The 19,858-nt window shown below is 70.7% G+C and carries 23 protein-coding genes; 12 read left to right on the top strand and 11 right to left on the bottom strand.

The window, feature by feature from the left end:
- Positions 1-160: 160 nt before the first annotated feature.
- Complete coding sequence (locus QSK35_RS02620; protein WP_285741833.1) at positions 161-2,047, bottom strand: dipeptidyl-peptidase 5; 1,887 nt, start codon at positions 2,045-2,047, stop codon at positions 161-163.
- Between the two features lie 121 nt (positions 2,048-2,168).
- Between QSK35_RS02620 and QSK35_RS02615 the strand changes: the two genes are divergently transcribed.
- Both QSK35_RS02615 and QSK35_RS02610 read left to right on the top strand, forming a co-directional pair.
- The gene (locus QSK35_RS02615; protein WP_285741830.1) at positions 2,169-2,741 is read left to right on the top strand and encodes a DUF3090 domain-containing protein; all 573 of its coding nucleotides are present in this window, start codon (positions 2,169-2,171) and stop codon (positions 2,739-2,741) included.
- On the top strand, positions 2,741-3,535 hold the full coding sequence (locus QSK35_RS02610) for an SCO1664 family protein (protein ID WP_285741828.1): 795 nt from the start codon (positions 2,741-2,743) through the stop codon (positions 3,533-3,535). Before QSK35_RS02615 ends, QSK35_RS02610 begins: the two co-directional genes overlap by 1 nt.
- 158 nt (positions 3,536-3,693) lie before the next feature.
- Here the strand turns inward: QSK35_RS02610 and QSK35_RS02605 are convergent, their stop codons facing one another.
- The gene (locus tag QSK35_RS02605; protein ID WP_285741826.1) at positions 3,694-4,107 is read right to left on the bottom strand and encodes a hypothetical protein; all 414 of its coding nucleotides are present in this window, start codon (positions 4,105-4,107) and stop codon (positions 3,694-3,696) included.
- A 245-nt stretch (positions 4,108-4,352) separates the two neighbouring features.
- Here QSK35_RS02605 and QSK35_RS02600 point away from each other — a divergent pair, with 245 nt between their 5' ends.
- The 6 genes from QSK35_RS02600 (at position 4,353) to QSK35_RS02575 (ending at position 9,176) form a co-directional block, all read left to right on the top strand.
- Positions 4,353-4,787 carry a hypothetical protein gene (locus tag QSK35_RS02600; protein ID WP_285741825.1) on the top strand — a complete coding sequence of 145 codons (435 nt, stop codon included), beginning with the start codon at positions 4,353-4,355 and terminating at the stop codon, positions 4,785-4,787.
- A 5-nt stretch (positions 4,788-4,792) separates the two neighbouring features.
- Positions 4,793-5,548, top strand: coding sequence for an aminoglycoside phosphotransferase family protein (locus QSK35_RS02595; protein WP_285741824.1), 756 nt, complete (start codon positions 4,793-4,795; stop codon positions 5,546-5,548).
- A 19-nt stretch (positions 5,549-5,567) separates the two neighbouring features.
- Positions 5,568-6,377 carry a DUF3097 domain-containing protein gene (locus QSK35_RS02590; RefSeq protein ID WP_285741822.1) on the top strand — a complete coding sequence of 270 codons (810 nt, stop codon included), beginning with the start codon at positions 5,568-5,570 and terminating at the stop codon, positions 6,375-6,377.
- A 45-nt stretch (positions 6,378-6,422) separates the two neighbouring features.
- Positions 6,423-6,848: an NfeD family protein gene (locus QSK35_RS02585; RefSeq protein ID WP_285741820.1), complete on the top strand. Its 426-nt coding sequence runs from the start codon at positions 6,423-6,425 to the stop codon at positions 6,846-6,848.
- 8 nt (positions 6,849-6,856) lie between these two features.
- Positions 6,857-8,017 (top strand): SPFH domain-containing protein, encoded by a 1,161-nt coding sequence (locus tag QSK35_RS02580; protein ID WP_502881612.1) that lies wholly within the window; start codon positions 6,857-6,859, stop codon positions 8,015-8,017.
- Positions 8,018-8,087: 70 nt separating this feature from the next.
- The gene (locus QSK35_RS02575; RefSeq protein WP_285741815.1) at positions 8,088-9,176 is read left to right on the top strand and encodes a hypothetical protein; all 1,089 of its coding nucleotides are present in this window, start codon (positions 8,088-8,090) and stop codon (positions 9,174-9,176) included.
- 376 nt (positions 9,177-9,552) lie between these two features.
- On the opposite strand, the gene QSK35_RS02570 is transcribed toward QSK35_RS02575, so the two are convergent.
- Complete coding sequence (locus QSK35_RS02570) at positions 9,553-10,971, bottom strand: amidase (protein WP_285741813.1); 1,419 nt, start codon at positions 10,969-10,971, stop codon at positions 9,553-9,555.
- Between the two features lie 50 nt (positions 10,972-11,021).
- Here QSK35_RS02570 and QSK35_RS02565 point away from each other — a divergent pair, with 50 nt between their 5' ends.
- Positions 11,022-11,507, top strand: a complete 486-nt coding sequence (locus tag QSK35_RS02565; protein ID WP_285741811.1) for a hypothetical protein — start codon at positions 11,022-11,024, stop codon at positions 11,505-11,507.
- 67 nt (positions 11,508-11,574) lie between these two features.
- A complete protein-coding gene (locus QSK35_RS02560; protein ID WP_285741809.1) occupies positions 11,575-12,204 on the top strand; it encodes a TetR/AcrR family transcriptional regulator in 630 nt (209 codons plus the stop codon).
- Here QSK35_RS02560 and QSK35_RS02555 read toward each other — a convergent pair.
- Both QSK35_RS02555 and QSK35_RS02550 read right to left on the bottom strand, forming a co-directional pair.
- Complete coding sequence (locus QSK35_RS02555) at positions 12,142-13,008, bottom strand: ferredoxin family protein (RefSeq protein WP_285741807.1); 867 nt, start codon at positions 13,006-13,008, stop codon at positions 12,142-12,144. The two genes, QSK35_RS02560 and QSK35_RS02555, sit on opposite strands and share 63 nt — an antisense overlap.
- A 13-nt stretch (positions 13,009-13,021) precedes the next feature.
- Positions 13,022-13,360 (bottom strand): hypothetical protein, encoded by a 339-nt coding sequence (locus QSK35_RS02550; RefSeq protein WP_285741805.1) that lies wholly within the window; start codon positions 13,358-13,360, stop codon positions 13,022-13,024.
- Positions 13,361-13,410: 50 nt separating this feature from the next.
- Between QSK35_RS02550 and QSK35_RS02545 the strand changes: the two genes are divergently transcribed.
- Positions 13,411-14,091, top strand: coding sequence for an SDR family oxidoreductase (locus QSK35_RS02545; RefSeq protein ID WP_285741803.1), 681 nt, complete (start codon positions 13,411-13,413; stop codon positions 14,089-14,091).
- On the opposite strand, the gene map is transcribed toward QSK35_RS02545, so the two are convergent.
- Positions 14,088-14,852 (bottom strand): type I methionyl aminopeptidase, encoded by a 765-nt coding sequence (gene map, locus QSK35_RS02540; protein WP_285741801.1) that lies wholly within the window; start codon positions 14,850-14,852, stop codon positions 14,088-14,090. The two genes, QSK35_RS02545 and map, sit on opposite strands and share 4 nt — an antisense overlap.
- A gap of 21 nt (positions 14,853-14,873) precedes the next feature.
- Between map and QSK35_RS02535 the strand changes: the two genes are divergently transcribed.
- Positions 14,874-15,509 carry a class I SAM-dependent methyltransferase gene (locus QSK35_RS02535; protein WP_285741799.1) on the top strand — a complete coding sequence of 212 codons (636 nt, stop codon included), beginning with the start codon at positions 14,874-14,876 and terminating at the stop codon, positions 15,507-15,509.
- Here QSK35_RS02535 and QSK35_RS02530 read toward each other — a convergent pair.
- The 5 genes from QSK35_RS02530 to QSK35_RS02510 all read right to left on the bottom strand — a co-directional run bounded on the left by QSK35_RS02530 (position 15,496) and on the right by QSK35_RS02510 (position 19,827).
- A complete protein-coding gene (locus QSK35_RS02530; protein ID WP_285741797.1) occupies positions 15,496-16,416 on the bottom strand; it encodes an isopenicillin N synthase family dioxygenase in 921 nt (306 codons plus the stop codon). The two genes, QSK35_RS02535 and QSK35_RS02530, sit on opposite strands and share 14 nt — an antisense overlap.
- A gap of 88 nt (positions 16,417-16,504) precedes the next feature.
- Positions 16,505-17,110, bottom strand: a complete 606-nt coding sequence (locus QSK35_RS02525; protein ID WP_285741795.1) for a response regulator transcription factor — start codon at positions 17,108-17,110, stop codon at positions 16,505-16,507.
- Positions 17,107-18,174, bottom strand: a complete 1,068-nt coding sequence (locus QSK35_RS02520) for a sensor histidine kinase (protein WP_285741793.1) — start codon at positions 18,172-18,174, stop codon at positions 17,107-17,109. The genes QSK35_RS02525 and QSK35_RS02520 overlap by 4 nt, the downstream gene beginning before the upstream one ends.
- Before the next feature lie 10 nt (positions 18,175-18,184).
- A complete protein-coding gene (locus tag QSK35_RS02515; protein ID WP_285741791.1) occupies positions 18,185-18,916 on the bottom strand; it encodes an ABC transporter permease in 732 nt (243 codons plus the stop codon).
- On the bottom strand, positions 18,916-19,827 hold the full coding sequence (locus tag QSK35_RS02510) for an ABC transporter ATP-binding protein (RefSeq protein WP_285741789.1): 912 nt from the start codon (positions 19,825-19,827) through the stop codon (positions 18,916-18,918). Before QSK35_RS02510 ends, QSK35_RS02515 begins: the two co-directional genes overlap by 1 nt.
- Positions 19,828-19,858: the final 31 nt, after the last annotated feature.

The following is a 19,858-nucleotide window of genomic DNA, read 5'->3' as shown; positions in this document are numbered from 1 at the left end:
TAGGCGGTCGGGGTGACCCGCCCGAACCCGGCGGCCTCGCGCGTCCCGACTCCGGCCGCGTCGATCGCCAGCACCGCGGGCGCGGTCACCACCTCGGCGTAGCCGCCACCACCGATCAGCGCGGTGACCCGAGCCAGGGGACCCCCGTTGACGCACGTGATCAGCGGCGCAGCTCCAGCACCGGCACCCCGTCCGGCGTGAACCCGAACACCTGCCCGTAGAACGACAACTCGGCCTCCAGCGCCGCCTGGATCGACGAGGCCTTGCGGAAGCCGTGCTGTTCGCCCTCGAACGTCAGGTAGGCGTGCGGGATTCCGCTGCCGTCCAACGCGGCAACGAAGCGGTCCGCCTGTTCCGGCGGGCAGATCTCGTCCTCCAGGCCCTGCAGCAGCAGAACCGGGCCCGCCAGGTGCGAGACCTTGTTGGACGGCGACCGCTCCGCATACCGCTCGGCCGCCTCCGGAAGCGGACCGACCAGGCCCTCGACGTAGCGCGACTCGAAGTCGTGCGTCTCGCCGCCGTCGCTCGTCCACCCCGCCAGGTCCAGGATCGGGAACGCGATCATCGCCCCCTGGTACACCGACGTGGACGTCATCGACGCCGCCGACGTCCAGCCACCCGCCGAACCGCCGCGGATGCCCAGCCTCGCCGGGTCCGCCGTGCCCTCCTTCGCCAGCGCCTGCGCGACGAACGCGCAGTCCTCGACGTCCACCACGCCCCACTGCTCGCGCAGCCGCTCGCGGAACGCCCGGCCGTACCCGGTCGAGCCGCCGTAGTTCACCGCCACCACACCGATGCCGCGGCTGGTGAAGTACGCGATGTCGATGTCCAGCACGGGCAGCGCTCGCCCGGTCGGCCCGCCGTGCACGTGCACCACGTAGGGCGGCAGCTCGTCGTCCGGGCCCGCGAAGTCCGGGTTCGTCGGCGGATAGACGTAGGCCGGGATCTCACCGAACATCCGCTCCTGCGGCACCGGCAGGTATGCCTCGTAGGGCGGCGTGGAGCCGGTCAGGCGCGTCAGCGTCCCGTTCGACAGGTCCAGGCGCACCACGGCGTACTCCGAGGAGGGGCCCGCCGCCGCGTCGACCACGACGCCCTCGTGCACCGCCAGGTTCGCGCTCCACGTCGGCAGGTCGGTCTCGACGTCGGTCACCGTGCCGCTGCGCTCGTCCAGCACCGCCAGACGCCCGCTGCGCAGCACCAGATAGCGGCCGGGGGACAGCGCCGCGAACCAGCGGTTGCCCAGCCGCCACATCGGGCCGCCCAGCTCCTCGGCGCACGGCGCCAGGTTGACGCGGCTGCCGTCCAGGCCGATGCGGTAGAGGTTCCACCAGCCGTCCGGGTCGGTCAGCGCCAGCAGCGAGGAGCCCTCCCACTCGAACTGGCACACGGCCTCGGACACGCCACCGGCCAGCACCTCGAACGACGAGGAGCCGACGGTGGCCACGCACAGTTCGGTGCCGTCCCACGGCATCTGCGGGTGGTTCCAGCCGATCCACGCGAACCGCGTGCCGTCCGGCGACAGCTTCGGCCCGCTCATGAAGTGGTGCGACGCCATCAGCACACGGGGCTCGCCGCCGGGCACCGGCAGCGCCACCAGTTCGCGGCGCACGTCCGTGCGCGCGTCACCGGTGATCGTCTCCCGCACGCACCAGACCTCGCCGTCCGGGCCCGCCGTCAGGTCGGAGTAGCGCAGGCCGTGATGGCGCTGCGGTGCGGGCGTGATCGGCCGGGGCTCGCCCCCGGAGGGGGAGAACACGTAGACGCGCTGGTCGTCCCAGTGCGTGAAGGCCACCAGGTCGTCGTCCAGCACCACCCACGGCCGGCCGCCGTACTCGTGCACCCGGTTGCGCGCGTTCCACGGCGCGGGCAGCACGTCGGCGCCGTCGCGGACGAGCGCGACCCGGCCGCCCTCCGCGGGGCGGCTCTCCGCCCACCACACGGACTTGCCGTGCAGGTCGACCCACTGCAGTCCGCCGCCGGCCGCGGCGGCCTCCTCAGCGGTGATCGGGGATGTCCAGGTGCCGTACGAAGCGATCTTCACCACACGCTGAACCTACACGCGCGTACCCACCTGTGGCGCGAGTCCACAATTCACCCCCGGCGAAACCCGAATCGAGGGGGGAGACCTGCCGTCGATCTCCGCGTGGCCTAGGGTCGTAGTTGCCATGGCTCGCGTCATTCACGTATTCCGCCAGCCCGACCGGTTCGTCGCCGGGACAGTCGGGCAACCCGGCGACCGCACGTTCTACCTGCAGGCCTCCGAGCAGAGCAGGTTGATCAGCGTCGCGCTGGAGAAGCAACAGGTCGCCGTGCTCGCCGAGCGCATCGGGTCGCTGCTCGAGGAGGTGCACCGGCGCTTCGGCGCGGACGTGCCCGACGAGCCGCCCGCCGATGACGTCGACGTCGATCCGCTGGACGTCCCCGTCGAGGAGGAGTTCCGCGTCGGCACCATGGGGCTCGGCTGGGACGCCGAGTCCAAGGCCGTCGTGATCGAACTCCTCGCGATCTCCGAGGAGGAGGTCGACGAGGCCGTCGTGCTCGACGACACCGAGGAAGGCCCCGACGCCGTGCGGGTGTTCCTCAGCCCGAGCGCGGCGCGCGCGTTCGCGCACCGGGCCGACCGGGTCGTCAACGCCGGGCGCAAGCCGTGCCCGCTGTGTGCCGAGCCGCTCGACCCGGACGGTCACATCTGCCCGCGGCAGAACGGGTACCGGCGCACCGAAGCCGACGAGGACTGATGGCCGACGACGCCGCCGGCGCTGTCGAACTCCTCACGCACGGCCGCATCGAGGTCGAGGGCAGGCTGGTGGACGCGTCCAACGCGACCCTGTTCTGCCGTATCAGCCACAACGGCGTGGACGCGCAGTGCGTCTACAAACCGGTCCGCGGTGAGCGGCCGCTCTGGGACTTCCCGGACGGCACGCTCGCCGGCCGCGAGGTCGCCACCTACCTGATCTCCGAAGCCGGCGGGTTCGGGCTCGTGCCGCCGACCGTGCTGCGGCCCGGCCCGTTCGGCACCGGCATGGTCCAGCTGTGGATCGAGACCCGCGAGACCGACGAGCTCGTCGACATCGTCGCGGTCGGCGACGTCCAGCCCGGCTGGCGCACGGTGCTGCACGCCCACGACCGCTACGGCGATCCGGCCGTCCTCGTGCACGCCGACCACCCGCGCATGCGGCTCATGTCGGTGATGGACGTCGTGGTCAACAACGCCGACCGCAAGGGCGGGCACGTCCTGCACGCGCTGGACGGCGCGGTCTACGGCGTGGACCACGGCATCTGCCTGCACACCGAGAACAAGCTGCGCACCGTGCTGTGGGGCTGGCTCGGCGAGCCCGTCCCCGACGAGGGCCTGGAGGCGTTGCGCCGGCTCAGATCCGGCCTCGACGGCGGCCTCGGCGAACAGTTGCACGACCACCTGACGCGCGCGGAAGTCCGCGCGATCGCGGAACGAACCGAGAAACTCCTCGCCGCGGGCGTGCATCCGGAACCGTCCGGCGAGTGGCCGGCGATTCCCTGGCCCGCGTTCTGATCCAACGACCCTCGCGAACCGCGTTCGACATCGTCGAACGGCGACACCGATCCGCAGTGGCACACCCGGCGCCGTTCGACAATGACATCCGCGGTTCGACATCCCCGAACGCCGGGCTGGTGCGCGTCGACGGGCTCACACGCACCATCACCTACCGGCTACCTGCCGGACTGCGACCGCATCGCGGCCAGCAGAGTCGTAAGCGCCGGAACGGGGTTCGGGCTGCGGCGCGGCGGCACCACCCAGGTCACGGGACCGGACTCGGTGTGGCTGGGCGGCAGGGCCACGTCCACGAGCGGCCAGGGCGCGGCGGCCAGCGTGTGCGTGGTCGCGAGGAACACCAGATCCGCGGGCCGCTCGGGCAGGCGCAGCACGGGGTAGGACAGCCGGTGCGCCGACAGGTGCGTGACGAGCGGCGAGAAGTCCGCCGAGGGGACCGCGATCCCGACGACGTGGGTGCTGGACCCGAACACCAGGCGGGCGCCCCGCACCTCGGTGGTCCAGCCGTAGTCGATGGCGTACTGCAGTGAGGTTCGGGCCAGCCGCAGGTCCGGCCGTTCGAGAGTGGTCACGAGGATCCTCGAATCACTGGTGGCGGAGTGGTAACCAACACCACGCGCGGCATCCCGAGGACGGTTCAGTTTTTCCGCTATCCGCGTCTCGATCGGGCCCGAATGAAATATTCCTCACCGATTGTTATATCCCTATTGAGATCGGTCATTGTTTTGGGCGATTGACGCCTAGATCATCAGTCCTTTACGTTGCCCGTGACCAGGGAAAACGCAATTGAATGCGCTATGCGGGAAATGCGGTCAACATGGCTTACACCGAACGGATCATCGTCGTCGGATCGGGGCAGGTCGGCGTAGTCGCGGCCACTCGGGTCGCGCACCGTTTCGGACCCGTCGACCTCATCGGCGAGGTCGACGCCACGGGACTCGGTGAGATCGGCGTTCGCGTGTACCGCAACGTGCGCGTGAAATCCGTCGACCTGGACACCCCCGCGCTCATCGTCCACAAGGACAGCGGCCGCACCCAGCGCCTGGTGTGCGACCGCCTGGTCATCGCCGATGACGATGTCCACGCCGAGCTGCCGCGCGGCATGTGGGTGCACGGCGGGAAAGTCGTCGTCCTCGGCGGCGAGCACCACGCCGAGCTGCTCGACGAGTGCTTCGCCGCGCACGCCGGCTGGAGAAACGCGCTCGCCGACTACCAATGGCGCAGACAGGCCGAGGCCGATCAGCTAGCTTGACGATCATGCTGGTCGACGAGCTGGCGCGCACCCGGCTGATCCGGCGGTTCGGCCACGACGTCACGACATGGCTGGACGACGACCTGCCGGCACTGCTGGACCGGCTGGCCGCCGAGTGGCACCTCGACATCGGCCGGCACATGCCCGGCGGCACGTCGTGCACGTTCCTCGCCGACCGCGGCGGCACTCCCGTCGTGCTGAAACTGACACCGGAACCCGACATCGCGACCGCCGAGTACCGGGCGCTGCGCGCGTGGGACGCGGTGGACGCCATGGTCGGGGTGCTCGACGCCGACCTGCCCGCCGGGGCGTTGCTGCTGGAGGCGATCGAACCGGGCACCCAGCCCGCCGAAGGCCTCTCGCTGGAGGTCTGCCGGCTGCTGCTCGAGCAGCTGCACGTCCCCGCCGCGGACGGGTTCCCGCCGTTGCGCGACCGGGTGGACTTCGTGTTCTCGTTGCTGCGCAGGAAGACCGGCCGCGACGTCGGTCCCTACCACCGGGCCGCCGCGGAACTGGCGCTCGACGACGTGCCATCCGTGTTGCTGCACGGCGACCTGCATCTGGGCAACGTCCTGGACGGCGGCGACCGCGGGCCTGTCGCGATCGACCCGCGGCCCTGCGTGGGCGACCCGGCCGTCGACGCGGTCGACATGGTCTACGCCGCCGAGGACCACGACGCCCGCATCGAGGCCTTGTCCGGCCACGTCGACGGCGACCGCCTCAGGCTGTGGGTCGACGCCTTCCGTCCCTTCTTCGACTGACGCCGTCTAGGGTCGGCGCGTGCGATCACACGACTACGGCCGCGATGTTCTCGCCGCGGGCAAGCGCAAGAAGGTGCCCGAGGTGCCCGCCGAGCCCGGACTGGTCGTCGAGGACCCGGCGTCGGGGTTCTGCGGCGCGGTCGTGCGGTTCGAACACGGCCACGTCGTGCTGGAGGACCGGCACGGCGGGCACCGGCTGTTCCCGCTCGCGCCCGCCGGGTTCCTGATCGACGGCCGGCCGGTCACGCTCGTCAAACCCGCGCCACAGCAACAGAAGCCGCGGGTCAGCGCGTCCGGCTCGGTGCGCGTCGAGGGACTCCGCGCCCGCACGGCCCGCGACAGCCGCATCTGGGTGGAGGGCAAGCACGACGCCGAGCTCGTCGAACGCGTCTGGGGACACGACCTGCGCGTCGAGGGCGTCGTCGTCGAGCCGCTCGACGGCGTGGACGAGCTCGCCGATCGGATCGCCGAGTTCGGCACGGGGCCCGGACGGCGGCTCGGCGTGCTGGTCGACCACCTCGTCGCCGGCTCCAAGGAGTCCCGCATCGTCGAGGCGATCCGCGACGAGCACGTGCTGGTCACCGGCCACCCGTACGTCGACATCTGGCAGGCCGTGAAACCCGCGGCGCTCGGCATCCCGGCGTGGCCCGTGGTGCCGCGCGGCGTGCCGTGGAAGGAAGGCGTGTGCGCGGCGCTGGGCTGGGGCGAGACCTACGAGGGCTGGGCGCGGGTGCTCGGCGCGGTGCGCGGGTTCCGTGACCTGGAGGCGCCGCTGCTGGGGTCGGTGGAGCAGTTGATCGATTTCGTCACGTCCACCCACGCGGAGTAGTGAAAAAGCCGCTGTGGTCACTCGTCGTGGTGTAAGACTTGCGGCATGGCCGCCGCGCTGATCTGGCTGATAGTCGGAGTGCTGCTCGTGGTCGCCGAGGTCCTCTCCGGCGACTTCGTGCTCGTCATGCTCGGCGCGGCCGCCCTGGCCGCGGCGGGGGTGTCCGCTCTGGGTGCCGCCGACCTGGTGAGCGTTTTCGTGTTCGCCGCGACCTCCCTCGGACTCATCGTCGGCGCGCGGCCGGTCGTGAAGCGGCGCATGATCGGCCGGGGCGTCCCGATGCACCACGAGGCCCTGCTGGGCAGCAAGGCCGTCACGTTGTCCACTGTGGACGAAAACGGCGGGCAGGTGAAGATCGGCGGCGATACCTGGAGCGCGCGCACCCTCGAGGGGCTCGTGATCGAACCGGGGACCGCCGTCACCGTTATCGAGATCTCGGGCGCGACAGCAGTGGTGCTAGCCGAGTCCTGAGTGGAGGAATGAGAGTGTCCCCGACGATCATCGTCATCGCGGTGCTCGCACTGTTCGTGCTGATCATCGCAATCAAGGCGGTGCAGGTGATCCCGCAGGCGCAGGCCGCGGTGATCGAGCGCCTCGGCCGCTACCGCAGCACCGCCGCACCGGGCCTGAACATCATCGTGCCGTTCATCGACCGCGTCCGGGCCCGCATCGACCTGCGCGAGCAGGTCGTGTCGTTCCCGCCCCAGCCGGTGATCACCCAGGACAACCTGACCGTGTCCATCGACACCGTCGTGTACTTCCAGGTCACCGAGCCGCGTGCGGCGGTCTACGAGATCTCCAACTACATCGTCGGTGTCGAGCAGCTCGCGACCACGACGCTGCGCAACGTCGTCGGCGGCATGAGCCTGGAGGAGACGCTCACCTCCCGTGACTCGATCAACCAGCAGCTGCGCGGCGTGCTGGACGAGGCGACCGGCCGGTGGGGCATCCGCGTCGCCCGCGTGGAGCTCAAGGCCATCGACCCGCCACCGTCCATCCAGGACTCGATGGAGAAGCAGATGCGCGCGGACCGCGAGAAGCGCGCCATGATCCTCACCGCCGAGGGCCAGCGGGAGTCGTCCATCAAGACCGCGGAAGGCCAGAAGCAGTCGCAGATCCTCGCCGCCGAGGGCGCCAAGCAGGCCGCGATCCTCGCCGCCGAGGCCGACCGCCAGTCCGCGATCCTGCGCGCCCAGGGTGAACGCGCCGCCCGTTACCTGCAGGCGCAGGGCCAGGCGAAGGCGATCGAGAAGGTGTTCGCCGCGATCAAGGCCGGCCGCCCGACGCCCGAGGTGCTGGCCTACCAGTACCTGCAGACGCTGCCGCAGATGGCGCAGGGCGACGCCAACAAGGTGTGGATGGTGCCCACCGACTACGGCAAGGCCCTCGAAGGGTTCGCCCGCATGCTCGGCGCCCCCGGCGACGACGGCGTGTTCCGCTACGAGCCCCCGGCCGACACCGGCTCGGCGCCCGCGCCGGAGGAGGACGACGACTCGATCGCGGACTGGTTCGACACCAAGCCCGACCCGAAGGTCGCCGAGGCCGTCGCCGCCGCGGAAGCCGTGGCGCGCAAGGAGGTTCCCGGCCCGCTCACGGCGGACGCGCCACGCTCGTTGCAGCAACCGGACGAGCAGGAGTAACGAAACCGGACCGCGGGGCCATGTTCTTGATGAACATGGCCCCGATTGGTTCATGGAACAGCGCGGTTCCATGAGGTTGGATGACCTGATGGATCCGTTGCCCGCCACGGTGGCGACCGCACTCCTCGACGGCGAGGAGGAGCAGTGGCCCGCCCGGTGGCAGGCGCTCGTCGGGGTGTCGGTGGAGCTGCAGTCGTTGCTGCTCACCGATCCCGGTCTCGAACTGGTCCTGCTCACCGAGCAGATCGTCGAACAGCTCGCCGACGGCGTCGCCGCCTCGCCCGCGCACAGCGTGGAGCTGACCGAGCTGACGCACCGGGTGCTGCAGACCCACGCCCGCGCGTGCGTGCTCGCCCCGCCCGACCCGATCCGGCTCGCCGACTGGCTGCTGCGCCTGCAGCTGGAGCACCCCGAGGCGCCGGACGTGAGCCTCGCGCTGTACGCGTCGGTGCTCGACGACGAGGGTCTGGCCTACTACCGCGATCTGGCCGTGACGCGGTTCGAGCGGTTGCCGGTGATCGGGTTCGGGCAGACCGGCCGCTACGACCGCAACCGGTGGGCGCTGCTGCGGATCATGGAGGAGCTCGCCGAGTACACCGAGGACGTCGACCTGCAGTTGCTGGTGCTCACGCGGGACCTGTCGTCGGGCTGGCACTACCTGCAGGTCGCGACCGTGCTGCAGGACGCGGGCCGCTCCGCCGAGGCGCTGGAGTGGGTGGAACGCGGTCTGCGCGCCACCGGTGGGCGCGGCGCCGCCCCGCGGCTGATCGACGTGGCCATCGACGAGTACCTGCGCATGGGCGCGCCGGAGCGGGCGATCGCGTTGTGCCACAACGCTTTCCTCGACCACCCGTCGCTCGAGGTGTACCTGAAGCTGCGCACCCTGGTCGTGCACACCGCGGACTGGCCGCCGCTGCGTTCTGCTTTGCTGCAGCACCTCGCTGCGGACGGCAGTCCGCACGCGGTCGAGGTCTACCGCCGGGTCGTCGAGGTGGAGCTGACGCGCCGTTCGTCGGCGGACGGGGAGCTGGTGCTGGACTGGCTGGAGCAGCTGCGGACGCTGCAGCCCGACGCGTTCGCCGACTACCTGGACCACATAAAACTTCGCCACATAGCCGACCGCCAACTGCTCGACGACCTGACGCGCCGCGGCCTATAACTGTCAGACCCACCCGCTACCTTGAAAGCGGACGCCCCCGTCCCACCTCCGGGCGGATCGACGCACCCCCGAATCCGACAGTACCGGCGGGGTCCGACAAATCCCGCGAGTCCTCACTTCAGCCCCGACGAGTCCTCAGTTCAGGCCGGTCCACACCTCGGTCTGAGCGCGAGTCCCACCTTCCAGCAGTGCGAGTCCTACGTTCCCGCCAGGTCGTACGTTCGCGCGGGGCGGGTCCGTACGTTCAGGGCGGGCCGTGGCGCGTGTTGCCCTCTCGACCCCCGCGTTTTGCCCCACTCAGCCCAGGTGAGTTGCCCGTTCGCGCGAGCCTCGACCCAAACAACAACCGTTTCGGATAGTACGGGTTCGTAGTACTCTACCCGGCGTGAGCGAAGGCCTGGGGGATGCGATCGGCCCACGGCCGGGCGCGTTCGAGCTGGGCCGAGACCTGCAGCAGGGTGCACTCGTCGTGCTGACGCCCGACGAGCTGCACGCCGATCGGCAGCCCGGCCGCGGTGTGCCCGGCGGGCACGGCGGCGGCGGGGTTGCCGACGATGTTCCACAACGGCAGGAACGTCGTGTACCGCGACGCGGCCAGCAAAGCGGTGAACGTCGACCGGTGGTCCCACTCGCCGACCCGGATCGGCGGGCGGGTCAGCACGGGCGTCAGCAGCACGTCGACGTCGGCGAACACGCGGTTGGCGAACGCGGTCAGCGCGCGATCCCCGGACAGCGCCTTGCGCACCAGGGCGCGGGGGAGTCGCCGGCCCAGCTCGCCCGCCTGACGGGTGCGCGGCTCCACCTCGTCGGGGAACTCGAGCTCCATCCGCGCCTCGTAGGCGTTGTTCAGGTACCGCGCGGCGAAGAGGTTGGACGCGGTCAGGTCGCGCATGGGCGGGTCGAGCCGCACGACGTCGTGGCCGAGGTCGCCGAGCAGGGTGGCGGTGTCGAGCACCGCGGTGCGGACCTCCGGGTCGATCGGGATGCCCGGTCCCCACGGCCGCAGGGACACCCCGACGCGCAGGCGGCCGGGTTCGGTCCGCGCGGCCTCGCTGAAGGAGGTGCGCGGCGGGTGCGCCACGTGCGCGTCGCCGGGGACGGGGCCGTGGATCTGGTCGGCGATCAACGCCCAGTCGGCGACGTTGCGGGTGATCGGGCCGGCGACGACCATGCCGCCCCAGCCCTCGCGGTCGGGGAACAGCGACACGCGGCCGCGTTGCGGCTTGAGACCGAACAGGCCCGTGACCGAGGACGGGATGCGGATCGACCCGGCGCCGTCCGTGCCGATCGCCGCGGCGGCCAGGCCCGCGGCGACCGCGGCCGCCGAACCGCCGCTGGACCCACCTGGGGAATGGTCGAGCGACCACGGGTTGCGCGTCGGACCGGCCCAGCCGCTCTCGGTGTAGGGCCACAGGCCCAGCTCGGGCATGCGGGTGCGGCCGATGATCACCGCACCGGCCTTTTTGAGCCGGTTCACGACCGCGGAGTCCTCCGGCGCGGGCGTGCGCACGGCGTTGGTGCCCTTCGTGGTGGGCAGCCCGGCGATCGCCAGGTCCTCCTTCACCGCGATCGGCACGCCCAGCAGCGGCAGGTCCTCGCCGCGCCGTTCGTCGGCGGAGGCGGCCGCGGCGAGCGCCTCGTCGGCGAAGACCAGGCGGAACGCGTTGAGCCGCGGATCGAACCGGTCGATGCGGCTCAGGTACTCCGCGACGAGGTCACGCGACGACACCTCGCCCGCGCGCAGCAGCTCGGCCTGACGCGCCGCACCGGCGAAACAGATCTCGGTCAGATCCATGAACCGACCCTAAGCGCCGACAGGTGATCTACGGAATGGGAGCCACACAGATGAGAGTGATCGTCCTGCTGGTCGCGGTCCTGATGGGCCTCACCGCTGCCCCCGCGCAGGCGGCGGGTACGTCGATGACGCGGCTGCAGATCCTGGCGCGCGCCGCGAAGTGGCTCACCGCCTACGACGGCCACCAGGTGCCCTACAGCCAGACGCAGTACTTCGACGGCTACCGGCAGGACTGCTCCGGTTACGTGAGCATGGCCGCCGCGCTGCCCAAGCCCGGCCCGATCACGATCGACCTGTTCGACGTCTACACCAAGCCCGTCGCCTACCGGGACATGCAGCCCGCCGACCTCGTGATCGACAAGATCGGCGACGACGCCAACGGCCGCCACGTCGTCATCTTCGAGAAGTGGTACGACCCCACCAAGACCTCGTACTGGGCCTACGAGCAGCGCGGCGGGTACGGCACCGACCACCGGGTGCTCAGCTACGGCCTCAACGGCGGCGAGTACCAGCCGCGCCGGTTCAACAACTTCTGACCAGCGCGTTCACAAGATCCACCCCGCCGCACCACGTCCGTGGTGATCACGTTAGTCTTCCCGACCAATGACCAGCCGTCGTGAGCTCCTGTGCGACACCGCCATCGCGATCCTCGCCGTCGAGGGTGGCCGCGGCCTCACTCACCGTGCGATCGATCGTGAGGCCGGGGTGCCGCAGGGCACGACGAAGAACTACTTCAAGACCCGTGAGGCCATCCTGGAGGCGGCCGCGCACCGCATGACCACCCTGCACCGCGCGGCCGTCGACCGGCTGCGGGAGACCACGCCCGCGGACATCTCACCGACCGACGTCAGCGAGCTCTACCCGGCACTGCTGCGCCGCGCGGTCGCCGACGACCCCACGCAGATGCTCGCCATGGTCGAGCTCTACCTGGAGGCGGTGCGCCGGCCCGGTGTACGGCAGGCGTTGAGCGGCATGGTCGTCGCGAACGCCGAGGCGGGCGCGGCACTGCACCAGGCGGCGGGGGTGCCGAGCTCGGTGCGCGACGCCGGGCTGCTGGACGCCTACTTCCTCGGCGTCGCCGTCTCCATGCTCGCGCTGCCACTGGACACACTGCGCACGATCGGCCTGGACGACCCGTACGCACTGGGCGTCGGACTTTTCGCAGCAGCGTCAGCGCACACGGGCGAGGCCGGCGACCGCGGCGGCCACGAGGGCGACAGCCGGATCGGGTGACTTGCCGCAGCTCGCCGGCCGCGCGGGCACGGCCTCCTCGCGCAGTTCGACCTTCCACTCGCGCCCATCCGAGTGCCGGACGACCACCGCACCGGGTGACTCGGCGGCGATCGACAGCTCGTCACGCACCGAACCGATCTCCGCCCGCACGGCCACCTCCGCGACCTGAGCCTGCGGCGACCAGCACGACCGGCCCCGGCAGCGGTCCGCGACGATCTCTCCGGCCGTAAGCCGAACGGCCAGGTCCAGATCCAACCGCCCGTACAGGTACCCGGTCGGCAGCACGACCCCGGTGGGCGCGAAACGATGACCACCGGTGTGCGTGCACTCCCACAGATCCAACGCGGAAGCGATCGGCCGCCCGTACAAGGCACAGCACATGTCGCGCTTGCTGTTGGTGCACACCAACACCAGCGGCGATGACACCGGCGTCCCGAACGCCTCCGACCGCCCGGCACCGAGAGCGGCGAAGTCCAGCTCCAGCAGTTCCTCGGGGGCGGCCAGCACCGCCTGCTCCAGCCACGACGCCCCAGGAGCGGTCGACGCGAGAAACACCTGACGCCGCACCGGTTCATGCGTGTCGGCGTGCCGGCCGGGGCGGCGGATCAGCAGCATCCGCACACCCGCGGCCGACGCGCGACGCGACAGTTCGGCGCCCAGCATCGGATCGAGATGGCTCTCCACGAGAGCGTCGCGGCCCCACGGTCCCGGCTGCTCCAGACAAAGCCACGCCGACGCCGACGCGGCGGTGCCCGCGAGCGGCTCGTCCAGCGCGGCGGAGAACACGGAACAACGGGGCGTCACTCGTACAGAGTAGTCAGCCCAGCCTTGCGGTGTACTCGGCGACGCGCTTGCGCATCCCTGCGTCGAGTTTGGCCTGGTACCCGATGAACAGCTTGTTCGCCAGGTAGACCGGCAGGTTGCCCTGCGGCGCGATGTTGAACACCCGGTGCACCAGCCGCGTGCCCTCGGGATGCGGCTCGAGCGAGTCCTCGCCGCGGTACCACCAGTTGCCCCAGTACGCGATCGTGTGGTTCTTGCGGTCCACCGACGTGTGCGTCCCGGTCGGCGGCCCGTCGGCGAACAGCAGGTCCGCCACCCGCTCGAGCGGCGCCTTGATGATCCCTGATGTCTCGAACAGCAGTTTCTTCTTCATGCAACGCCCCCTCGTGCTCGGATATCCGGGTACGAGTATACGCTCGGATCATGGCCACAGTCATCACCGGAGGAAGCCGCGGCATCGGCGCGGCGACGGCACGCCGGCTCGCCGCCGCGGGACACCAGGTCGTGATCAGCTACCGGCAGCACGAGCCCGAACCGATCGAGGGCGTCACCGCCGTGCAGGCCGACGTCACCAACGAGGCCGACGTCGAGCGCCTGTTCGACATTGCCGAACAGGTGACGGCAGTGGTGAACAACGCCGGCATCACCAGCCCACTCGGCCCACTCAAGGACGCGCGCATCGAAGACCTGCGCAGGGTGATCGACGTCAACGTCATGGGCGCGCTGCTCGTCGCCCGCGCGGCCGCGCAACGCATGACCGAAGGAGCGATCGTCAACGTCTCCTCGGGCGCCGCCACCACCGGCAGCGCAGGCGAGTACGTGCACTACGCAGCGTCCAAAGCCGCGATCGACACACTGACCATCGGACTCGCGAAAGAACTCGCACCCCAAGGCATCCGCGTCAACGCCGTGGCACCCGGCATCACGCGCACCGAGATCCACACCCTGTCCGGCATGCCCGACCGCGCCGACCGCCTCGCCACCCGCATCCCTCTGGGCCGCGCCGGCGAACCCGACGAGGTCGCCGCCGCCATCGCCTGGCTGCTCGGCGACGAGGCCTCCTACGTCACCGGCGCCATCCTCCGCGTCGGGGGAGGGCTCTAGGCGGTCAGCACCCGCGGCCCGGACTCCGTGATCGCGACCGTGTGCTCGGTGTGCGCCGCCCGGCTGCCGTCGGAGGTGTGCAACGACCAGCCGTCCGCCGCCGCGTAGTGCGTGTCCACCCCACCGGCGATGAACATCGGCTCGATCGCGATCACCATCCCCGGCCGCAACTGCAACCCCTGCCCAGGCGTGCCCTCGTTCGCCACGCTCGGCGCCTCGTGCATCGCCCGCCCGACGCCGTGCCCGCCGAACCCGCGCAAAATCCCGTACCCGGCACCCCGCCCGATCACCCCGACCGCGTGCGACACGTCCCCGAGCCGATTGCCCGGCACGCACTGCGCGATCGCCGCGTCCAGCGCCCGCTCGGTCACCGACACCAGCTTCACATCCGCCGGATCACCCGCACCCACCACGAAGCTGATCGCCGAGTCACCGTGCCAGCCGTCGACGTGCGCACCGCAGTCGATGCTCACCAGGTCACCCTCCGCCAGCTCGTAGGCGTCCGGGATCCCGTGCACGATCACGTCGTTCACCGACGCGCAGATCACCGCCGGGAACGGCGTCGGCGCGAACCGCGGGTGATAGTGCTGGAACGACGACCCGGCACCCGCGTCGGCGATCACCGACGCGGCCACGTCGTCCAGCTCCAGCAACGACACCCCGGCCACGGCGTGCGCGCGAACAGCGGACAACGCGGCGGCGACGACCTTCCCGGCCTCGCGCATCGCGTCGAGTTCGGCAGCGGACTTGAGCTCGATCACGAGGTCTTTACTATCACGGGGATGCCGCCCGAAGAGTTCGTCCTCGCGCACACCACTCCGACGCCGGTCCCGATGGTCCCGGAGATCGTGCTGCACAGCGCCGCCGAGGCCATGGACCTGTGGGCACTGACCGAACGCGAACAGCCACCCTTCTGGGCGTTCCCCTGGGCAGGCGGACAGGCCCTGGCCCGCTACGTGCTCGACCACCCGGAGACCGTCCGCGACCAGACCGTCCTCGACCTCGCCTCCGGCTCCGGACTCGTCGCGATCGCCGCCGCCCTCGCCGGAGCCGCACGGGTCATCGCCAACGACGTCGACCCGCTCTCGCTCGCCGCGATCGCACTCAACGCGCAAGCCAACAACGTCCACATCGAGCTCCTGGAAGGCGACCAGCTCGCCGGCGACGCCGGGGGAGCGGACGTCGTCCTCGCCGGCGACGCCTTCTACGACCGCGACATCACCGAACGGGTCATGCCGTTCCTCCGCCGCGCCAGCGCCGGCGTTCGACAATGCCGGGTGCTGGTCGGCGATCCCGAACGCGCACACCTGCCACGCTCACAATTCACCGCACTCGTTCGATACGCGGTACCCGTGCCCCTGACGCTGGAGAGCACCGACACCCGCCCCGCGACCGTCTGGACCCCTAACCCACCGTGATCGAGTCCAGCTTCTCCTTCAGGTACTCCGACGCCACCACCTCGGGATAACGCCCGTCCAGCGACACGATCCGCGCGTCGTGATCACACTCGTAGAAGAAGATCAACGACACCAGATCCTCATCCGGCGCGCTCGCGTCCGGCGGCAACACCCGGTGCCGCGTCGACCGCCACCGATCCGACACCCACCGCGCCATCAGATCCCCGATGTTGATCGTGAACGCCGCCGGGTCGAACGGCGCGTCCTCCCACTCACCGGCCGAACTGAACACCTGCAACCCGCCCACCCCGTACTGGCGATCCAGCACGGTCACCGTCCCGAAATCCGTGTGCGGGCCGATCCGGAACTGACCCGGCTCCGGCGTCCCCACCGCCGACATCGGCGGATAGTGGTTGATGTTCAACGTGTACGTCGGCCGCCCCGAATGCCGCGTGAAGAACGTCTCCGGCAGCCCCAAAGCCACCGCGAAGATCGTCAGCAGCTCGTCGGACAACGCCCGCATCCGCCCCACGTACTCCCGCACCGTGGCCTCCAGCTCGGGCACCTCGGACGGGAACACATTGGGCTGAAACCAGAACGGGTCCGAACCCTCCTCGGCGCCCAGCGAGTACGACTCCTTCAGATCCGGGGGAGTAGGAGTGCCCTCCGCGAACCCGTTCGCCTCCACCCCCGGCGGCAACCAGCCCCGCCCACCGACCGTCACGGCGTACCGCTGCTTGTCCGCCACGGGCAACGAGAAGAACCGGCGCGCCAGCTCCCGCGTCCGCGCCCGCAACCCATCGGGCACACCGTGCCCCGTCACCAGCAGAAACCCGGAGTCGCGCAGCGCGTCGTCGACCTGCCGGGCGACAGCGGACCGCCCGGATCCGTCGAACCAGGGCGTCAGATCAACCAGAGGAACGGCCATGACCGCATTGAACCGGCCACCACGCCGACCCCGCACCCGCAGCACACCAAACGGACCACTCCCAACCGGGATCAGTCAGAGCCAGCCCCTAGAGCCAGCCACTGTCCTCCGCCAGCCGCACCGCCTCGGCCCGCGTCCGCGCCCCCGTCTTCCCGATCGCCGACGACAGATGGTTACGCACCGTCCCCTCCGACAGATGCAACACCCGCGCCAGATCCGCCACCGTCCCACCATCACGAGCCGACGCCAGCACATCCCGCTCCCGCTCGGTCAACGGCGAGCGCCCCACCGCCAGCGACTCCGCCGCCAGCACCGGATCCACCACCCGCAACCCCGAATGCACCCGCCGCACCGCGTCCACCAACTGCTCCGGCGACGCGTCCTTCACCACGAACCCCGCCGCTCCCGCCGCCATCGCCCGCGCCAAATAGCCCGGCCGCCCGAACGTCGTACACACGATCACCCGGCACGACGGCAACGCCGCCCGCAGATCCGCCGCCGCCGACAACCCGTCCCGCCCCGGCATCTGCACATCCAGCAACGCCACATCCGGCGACGCCCGCAACGCCGCCGCCACCACCTCGTCACCCGAACTCACCTCGGCCACCACCGAGATGTCCGGCTCCAACCCCAGCATCGCCGCGAACGCACCCCGCACCAACGCCTGGTCATCGGCCAGCAACACCCTGATCACACGACCTCCGCCCGCAGCCGGAAACCACCACCCGCCAACGGCCCCGCCACCACCGTGCCACCCACCGCCGCCAGCCGCTCCCGCAGACCCGCCAACCCCGTCCCCGGCAGACCCACCCCGGCCCCACGACCGTCGTCCCGCACCTCCAGCCACGTGTCACCCAGCCGCACCTCACACCGCGACGCCGCCGCGTGCCGCAGCACGTTCGTGACCGCCTCCCGCAACACGTACCCGAACACGCCCTGCAGATCCGGCCGCACGTTGTCCACCGCGTGCGGCAGATCCGCCGCCACCCCCGCCGCGTCCAACGCCGCCCGCGCACCCACCACCTCGGCCGACAACGACACCTCGCGATACCCCGACACCGTCGCCCGCACATCACCCAACGCCTGCCGCGTCAGGCTCTCGATCTCCCGCACCTCCTCCCGAGCCCGCGGCACGTCATCGCTCTCCAGCAACCGCCGCGCCACCCCCGCCTTCAACGTGATCGTCGTCAGCGAATGCCCCAGGACGTCGTGCAGATCCCGCGCCAGCCGGTTGCGCTCCTCGGTCACCGCCAGCGCCGCGATCTCCTCCTGCGCCGCCTCCAGCGCCTTGTTCGCCCGCAGCATCCGGCCCAGCGCCAGCATGCCCAGCGTCACCGACAACAACGTCCCCAGCTGACCACCATCGCGCGGCAGATCGTGCGTCACCGCCATCGCCACCGCCAGGCCACCCAGCACCAGACCATCGATCAGGATCGCCCGCCGCGCCGGCAACGCGATCGCCGTCGTCGCCATGATGTAGACCATCAGCCCGGCATAGGGGAGACCCAGCAGCCCCACCGTCACCAGCCCCAGCGCCGTCAGCGCCAGGCACACCACCGTCCGGCGGTCCTCGCTGTCGGAATCCCAGATCAGTGGCGGGGCGAACAGCCACCCCAGCGCGTACCCGACGACGAGCGCGATCAGCCCGGCCCGCTGCCACCCAGGACGGTCCTGCCCGGCGATATCCATGATCACGCCAGGCAGGTACACCAGGATGAACAGCGAGCCGAACAGCCACCAGCGGTTGCGATCACGCATACGGCAAAACCTAGGCCTGAGCCCGGAACCGCCGCGCCGCGACCAGCCCCAGACCGGCCACCCACGCCCCGACCACCAGCAACGCCATCGGCACGTTCACCCCCGGCACCAGCGGAGCCTGCGCCAGCTCCTTCACCCAGTAAACGGGCAGCACCTCCATCACACCGCGGAGCCACCCAGGTGCAACATCGGCAGGAATCCAGATACCGCCCAGCAGACCGAACACCATCGACACACCACCCGTGACCGCCTGCATCCCGTCGGGGGAGGAGACCAACCCGACCACGATGCCCAGCAGCACGAACGGCAACGCCGCCAGCCACAGCGTGCCCTCCAGCGCCAGCCACTGCAGCGGCTCCAGCTCGACCCCCTCGAACACCCCGCCGATGAAGCTCACCAGCACCACCGCCGGCAACGCCACCAGCATCCCCAGCGCACCCTTGGTCAGCAGATACCCCGTGCCCGACAACGGAGTCAGCCGCAGCTGCCGCTGCCAGCCCGACCCCCGCTCCACCGCGATCCGCGCACCCACCGCCAACGGTCCGGAAAGAACACCGAACAACGCCATGTTCATCATCAGCGATGTCCGCACCGGCAACCCGTTCGGAAACGAGCCGCCCTGACCGCCGTACAGGTTCAGGAACAACAGGAACATCACCGCCGGCAGCACCACCGTGAAGATCAGGTACCGCGTGCTGCGCACCGCGCGCGTCACTTCCAGCATCAGAAACCGCGGGTTCATCAGGCGTCCTCTCCGGTCAGCGCGAGGAACGCGTCCTCGAGGCCAAGCGCACTGATCTCGATGTCGTGGGCATCCGGGAAAGCGGCGAGCAACGCCCGCAGCGCCGCGTCGGAGTCCGAACAGGTCAACGAGACCTGCTCACCCCTCGTCTCCGCACCACGCACACCGGGCAGACCCGCCACCACCGACCGGCGCACCCCAGGCACCACCGCCCGCAACGTCCGCCCCGACACCGCCGCCCGCACCTGAGCCACCGAACCGTCCGCCACCACCCGGCCGGACCGCATCAGCACCACCCGGTCCGCGTACTCCTCGGCCTCCTCCAGGTAATGCGTCGCGAACAACACCGTCCGCCCACCCGAGGTGTACTCCCGCATCGACCGCCAGAACTCCCGGCGCGTCTCCACATCCATCGCCACCGTCGGCTCGTCGAGCACCAGCAGATCCGGATCGGACACCAACGCCAGCGCGAACCGCACCCGCTGCTTCTGCCCACCCGACAACCTCGTGCACCTGCGGTCCGCCAGATCGGCCACCCCGGCCCGCTCCAGCGCCGTGGCCACCGGCAGGGGAGCGCGGTGCAACGCCGCGATCAACCCCACCGTCTCCGCGACCGTCGCATCCTCCAGCAACGACCCGCTCTGCGGCATCGCGCCGATCACCCCGGCCGACACCGCCGCCCGCGGCGCCCGCCCGAAGATGCTCACCGACCCCCGATCGGGCCTCGTCAGCCCGAGCATCATGTCGACCGTCGTGGACTTGCCCGCCCCGTTCGGGCCCAGCAGCGCCACGACCTCCCCAGGCGAGATCAGCAGATCGACACCGTCGACCGCCCGAACCTCACCGAACCCCTTGTGCAGACCGCTGATCGCCACCGCGGCGCCGGTCCGCACAGCCGTTGCTTCCGTCATGCGCCAAGCCTGTCGCCCGGCGCGCCCCCGA

This window comes from Lentzea sp. NBRC 105346 (assembly GCF_030269605.1).
Taxonomy (GTDB): Bacteria; Actinomycetota; Actinomycetes; order Mycobacteriales; family Pseudonocardiaceae; genus Lentzea.
This window is presented reverse-complemented; position numbering and strand designations above follow the sequence as displayed.

Coding starts and splice junctions, on each gene's coding strand:
- QSK35_RS02615 (WP_285741830.1), top strand. CDS start 2,169: ATGGCTCGCGTCATTCACGTATTCCGCCAGCCCGACCGGTTCGTCGCC.
- QSK35_RS02610 (WP_285741828.1), top strand. CDS start 2,741: ATGGCCGACGACGCCGCCGGCGCTGTCGAACTCCTCACGCACGGCCGC.
- QSK35_RS02600 (WP_285741825.1), top strand. CDS start 4,353: ATGGCTTACACCGAACGGATCATCGTCGTCGGATCGGGGCAGGTCGGC.
- QSK35_RS02595 (WP_285741824.1), top strand. CDS start 4,793: ATGCTGGTCGACGAGCTGGCGCGCACCCGGCTGATCCGGCGGTTCGGC.
- QSK35_RS02585 (WP_285741820.1), top strand. CDS start 6,423: ATGGCCGCCGCGCTGATCTGGCTGATAGTCGGAGTGCTGCTCGTGGTC.
- QSK35_RS02580 (WP_502881612.1), top strand. CDS start 6,857: ATGAGAGTGTCCCCGACGATCATCGTCATCGCGGTGCTCGCACTGTTC.
- QSK35_RS02575 (WP_285741815.1), top strand. CDS start 8,088: ATGAGGTTGGATGACCTGATGGATCCGTTGCCCGCCACGGTGGCGACC.
- QSK35_RS02570 (WP_285741813.1), bottom strand. CDS start 10,971: ATGGATCTGACCGAGATCTGTTTCGCCGGTGCGGCGCGTCAGGCCGAG.
- QSK35_RS02565 (WP_285741811.1), top strand. CDS start 11,022: ATGAGAGTGATCGTCCTGCTGGTCGCGGTCCTGATGGGCCTCACCGCT.
- QSK35_RS02560 (WP_285741809.1), top strand. CDS start 11,575: ATGACCAGCCGTCGTGAGCTCCTGTGCGACACCGCCATCGCGATCCTC.
- QSK35_RS02550 (WP_285741805.1), bottom strand. CDS start 13,360: ATGAAGAAGAAACTGCTGTTCGAGACATCAGGGATCATCAAGGCGCCG.
- QSK35_RS02545 (WP_285741803.1), top strand. CDS start 13,411: ATGGCCACAGTCATCACCGGAGGAAGCCGCGGCATCGGCGCGGCGACG.
- QSK35_RS02535 (WP_285741799.1), top strand. CDS start 14,874: ATGCCGCCCGAAGAGTTCGTCCTCGCGCACACCACTCCGACGCCGGTC.
- QSK35_RS02530 (WP_285741797.1), bottom strand. CDS start 16,416: ATGGCCGTTCCTCTGGTTGATCTGACGCCCTGGTTCGACGGATCCGGG.
- QSK35_RS02520 (WP_285741793.1), bottom strand. CDS start 18,174: ATGCGTGATCGCAACCGCTGGTGGCTGTTCGGCTCGCTGTTCATCCTG.
- QSK35_RS02515 (WP_285741791.1), bottom strand. CDS start 18,916: ATGAACCCGCGGTTTCTGATGCTGGAAGTGACGCGCGCGGTGCGCAGC.
- QSK35_RS02510 (WP_285741789.1), bottom strand. CDS start 19,827: ATGACGGAAGCAACGGCTGTGCGGACCGGCGCCGCGGTGGCGATCAGC.